This is a genomic window from Kitasatospora griseola, assembly GCF_014648555.1.
GTDB lineage: Bacteria > Actinomycetota > Actinomycetes > Streptomycetales > Streptomycetaceae > Kitasatospora > Kitasatospora griseola.
This window is the reverse complement of sequence record NZ_BMRI01000011.1, coordinates 182,254-185,183: the sequence shown is the minus strand read 5'-3', so window position 1 is coordinate 185,183 and position 2,930 is coordinate 182,254. Positions and strand designations below refer to the sequence as shown.

At 71.4% G+C, this 2,930-nt stretch carries 4 protein-coding genes and 1 pseudogene; 2 read left to right on the top strand and 3 right to left on the bottom strand.

Going from position 1 to position 2,930, the window contains the following annotated elements:
• A partial coding sequence (locus IEZ12_RS38490) for a Uma2 family endonuclease (protein WP_229847602.1) occupies positions 1 to 266 on the top strand: 266 nt, incomplete at its 5' end.
• A 13-nt stretch (positions 267 to 279) separates the two neighbouring features.
• Here IEZ12_RS38490 and IEZ12_RS16815 read toward each other — a convergent pair.
• From IEZ12_RS16815 to IEZ12_RS16805, 3 genes are all read right to left on the bottom strand, one after another.
• Positions 280 to 831, bottom strand: a complete 552-nt coding sequence (locus IEZ12_RS16815; RefSeq protein WP_100587515.1) for a DUF1707 SHOCT-like domain-containing protein — start codon at positions 829 to 831, stop codon at positions 280 to 282.
• Positions 828 to 1,859: a bile acid:sodium symporter family protein gene (locus tag IEZ12_RS16810; protein ID WP_189272746.1), complete on the bottom strand. Its 1,032-nt coding sequence runs from the start codon at positions 1,857 to 1,859 to the stop codon at positions 828 to 830. Before IEZ12_RS16810 ends, IEZ12_RS16815 begins: the two co-directional genes overlap by 4 nt.
• Before the next feature lie 222 nt (positions 1,860 to 2,081).
• Positions 2,082 to 2,285 (bottom strand): cold-shock protein, encoded by a 204-nt coding sequence (locus IEZ12_RS16805; protein WP_043915662.1) that lies wholly within the window; start codon positions 2,283 to 2,285, stop codon positions 2,082 to 2,084.
• 388 nt (positions 2,286 to 2,673) lie between these two features.
• Between IEZ12_RS16805 and IEZ12_RS38485 the strand changes: the two are divergent.
• Positions 2,674 to 2,930, top strand: a pseudogene (locus IEZ12_RS38485) (MqnA/MqnD/SBP family protein); the annotation flags it as partial.

Genomic DNA, 2,930 nt, shown 5'->3' with positions numbered 1-2,930 from the left:
GTGCGCTGCTCCCGGGTCAGACCCTGCTGGTGGTCGAGGTGACGTCCGAGACCAGCGGCGACACCGACCGGTCGGTGAAGCCGCGCCGGTACGCCGAGTACGGGGCCCCGCTCTACCTGCTGATCGACCGCCGGGACCGGGCCTGCACGCTGTACGCGGAGCCGGAGCCGACCGGGTACGCCCGGACGACGGGGCCGCTGCCGTTCGGGGCGCCGGTCGACCTGCCGGAGCCGTTCGGCGTGCGGGTGGGCACCTCGGAGTTCTGAAGCTGCCCGCCGGTCAGCGCCGGCGGGCGTGGCGGATGCGGACGCGGCCGAAGCCCGAGGTGCCGGTGATGCGGATGTGCGGGCCGCCGGGGGTGGCGTGGCGCGGGGGGCGGTAGCGGACCGCCTTCCAGCCGCCCTGGACGCCGTCCACGTCGACGGTGGCGTTGTGCGGGACGGTGATGGTGGCGCGGCCGAAGCCCAGGCCGAGTTCGATGTCGACCACCGGGTGCTCGATCACCGCGTGCGACAGATCGAGCCGGATCTTGCCGAACGCGGAGGCGACCTTCAAGGTGCGGGGCACCCGCCAGGCGCCGCGGCGGACGATCCGGCCGCCGCCGGCGGCGAGGGTGGCGGTGTCGGCGTCGCCGCGCGGGTCGGCGGGCAGGTCCGCGGTGACCAGGTCGAGTTCGGCGCGGGTGGTGGCGGTGAGCGCCTGCTGCAGGCGCTGCTCCATCTCCTCGTGGGTGATCCGCTCCTCGGCGTAGGCCTGCTGGAGGCGTTCGGCGGCGGCGTCGCGTTCGGCCGCGCCGACCCGGGTCTGCGGGGTGTCCGGCAGTGAAGTCACCTGTGCAGCGTAGCTGTTGACGAGTCGTCAGGAGACTGGCGGGCCCAGCGCCGGGCGAGCACCGTGCAGACCGTCAGCTGGATCTGGTGGAACAGCATCAGCGGCAGCACCGTCAGCCCGACCGCGCCGGCCGGGAACAGGATGGTGGCCAGCGGCAGGCCGTTGGCCAGGGACTTCTTGGAGCCGCAGAACTGGATGGTGATCCGGTCCGGGCGGGCGAAGCCGAGCCGGCGGGAGGCGACGTGGGTGAAGCCGAGGACGGCGGCCAGCAGCGCCGTCGACAGTGCCACCAGCGCCAGCAGCTGGCCCGCCGTGACCCGGCCCCAGATGCCCTCGCGGACGCCCTCGCCGAACGCGCTGTAGACGATCAGCAGGATCGAGCCGCGGTCCACCAGCTGCGTCACCAGCCGGTGCCGGGCGATCCACGGCCCGACCCGGCGGCGCAGCAGCTGCCCGGCGGCGAACGGCACCAGCAGCTGCAGCACCACGTCCAGCACCTGGCCGCCGTCGATGGCGACCCCGGAGGCGCCGGCGAGCAGCCAGGCGGCGAGCAGCGGGGTCAGCACGATGCCCAGCAGGCTGGAGAAGGTCGCGGCGCAGATCGCCGCGGCGACGTTGCCGCCGGCGATCGAGGTGAACGCGATCGAGGACTGCACGGTCGACGGCAGCAGGGTGAGGAACAGCACGCCGGTGAACAGCTCCGGCGGCAGCACCGCGTCGGGCAGCAGCCGGGTGGCCTCGCCGAGCAGCGGGAACAGCACGAAGGTGCAGCCGAGGATCAGCAGGTGCAGCCGCCAGTGCCGGGCCCCGGCCAGCGCCTCCTGCGGGGAGAGCCGGGCGCCGTACAGGAAGAACAGCAGGCCGACGGCGAGGTGCACGACGCCGGTGACGGCGCTCGCGGCGGCGCCCCGGGCGGGCAGCACGGTGGCCAGCAGGACGGTGCCGAGCAGGAGCAGGAGATAGCCGTCGATGCCGATCCGGTGCAGCGTGCGGTCGAGGGCGCGGTGGGCGGATCGGACGCGGAGCATGCCTCGATGATCCCCCGGACGGACGGCGGCACGGGGAGCGGGGTCGGACCCGGCCGAGGTGGGGGTCGGCGCATTCCCGGAATTCCGTCCGGAATGCGGACGGAAACGGCGGGTCGGGAAATGCGCGGGAAAAGGCAGGGGGCCCGCCGATCGGCGGGCCCCCTTGGAACTGCTACTCATACGGACCCGAGGGGCCGTGAGCGATCAGAGAAGTGAGAGATGTCAGATAGCGACGACGTTCTCGGCCTGCGGGCCCTTCGGGCCCTGGGTGACGTCGAAGCTGACCGCCTGGTTCTCCTCCAGCGAGCGGAAGCCGGTCGCGTTGATGGCGGAGTAGTGGACGAAGACGTCGGGGCCGCCGCCCTCCTGGGCGATGAAGCCGAAGCCCTTCTCGGCGTTGAACCACTTGACGGTTCCGGTCGCCATACCGTTCTCCTTGCAAGGGACGTAGTGGACACCACACCTTGTGGCGCCCGGGTCCGCTGCGCTGATCGCCCTGCCTCCGGACGAGTCCGGAGTTTTTCGCACAGTGCTCAATCAATGCTCAATTGATGCCTGATACTGCTGAAAAATTACAAAAAGCCTGCGGTTACACGCTCCGCAGGCTCCAAGTACTGCAAGGGGAATCAAACTGCAACTGGTGTGAACGGTAGCACGCGGTGGCGGCCCCGACCAGGGGCCGACGGAGGTGTCGGAGAGCGTGTCGGAGAGCGTGTCGGAGGGCCCCCGAACGGTGTGTCGGGCACCGGGTGCGGACCCCTCGGAGCAGCAGGCATACCCTGCCGGGAGAGCACCAACGGCAAGGGAGCACACGGTGAGCAGTCGGGCAGCCGAACAGCCGGCGGCGGCGGTCAGGCCGCGGGTCGGACACATTCAGTTCCTCAACTGTCTTCCCCTCTACTGGGGGCTGGCGCGCACGGGGAACCTGCTCGATCTCGACCTCACCAAGGACACCCCGGAGAAGCTGAGCGACCGGCTGGTGGCCGGCGACCTCGACATCGGCCCGATCACCTGTGTGGAGTACCTGCGCAACGCCGACCGGCTGATGGTCCTCCCCGACATCGCGGTGGG

Coding starts and splice junctions, on each gene's coding strand:
- IEZ12_RS16805 (WP_043915662.1), bottom strand. CDS start 2,285: ATGGCGACCGGAACCGTCAAGTGGTTCAACGCCGAGAAGGGCTTCGGC.
- IEZ12_RS16810 (WP_189272746.1), bottom strand. CDS start 1,859: ATGCTCCGCGTCCGATCCGCCCACCGCGCCCTCGACCGCACGCTGCAC.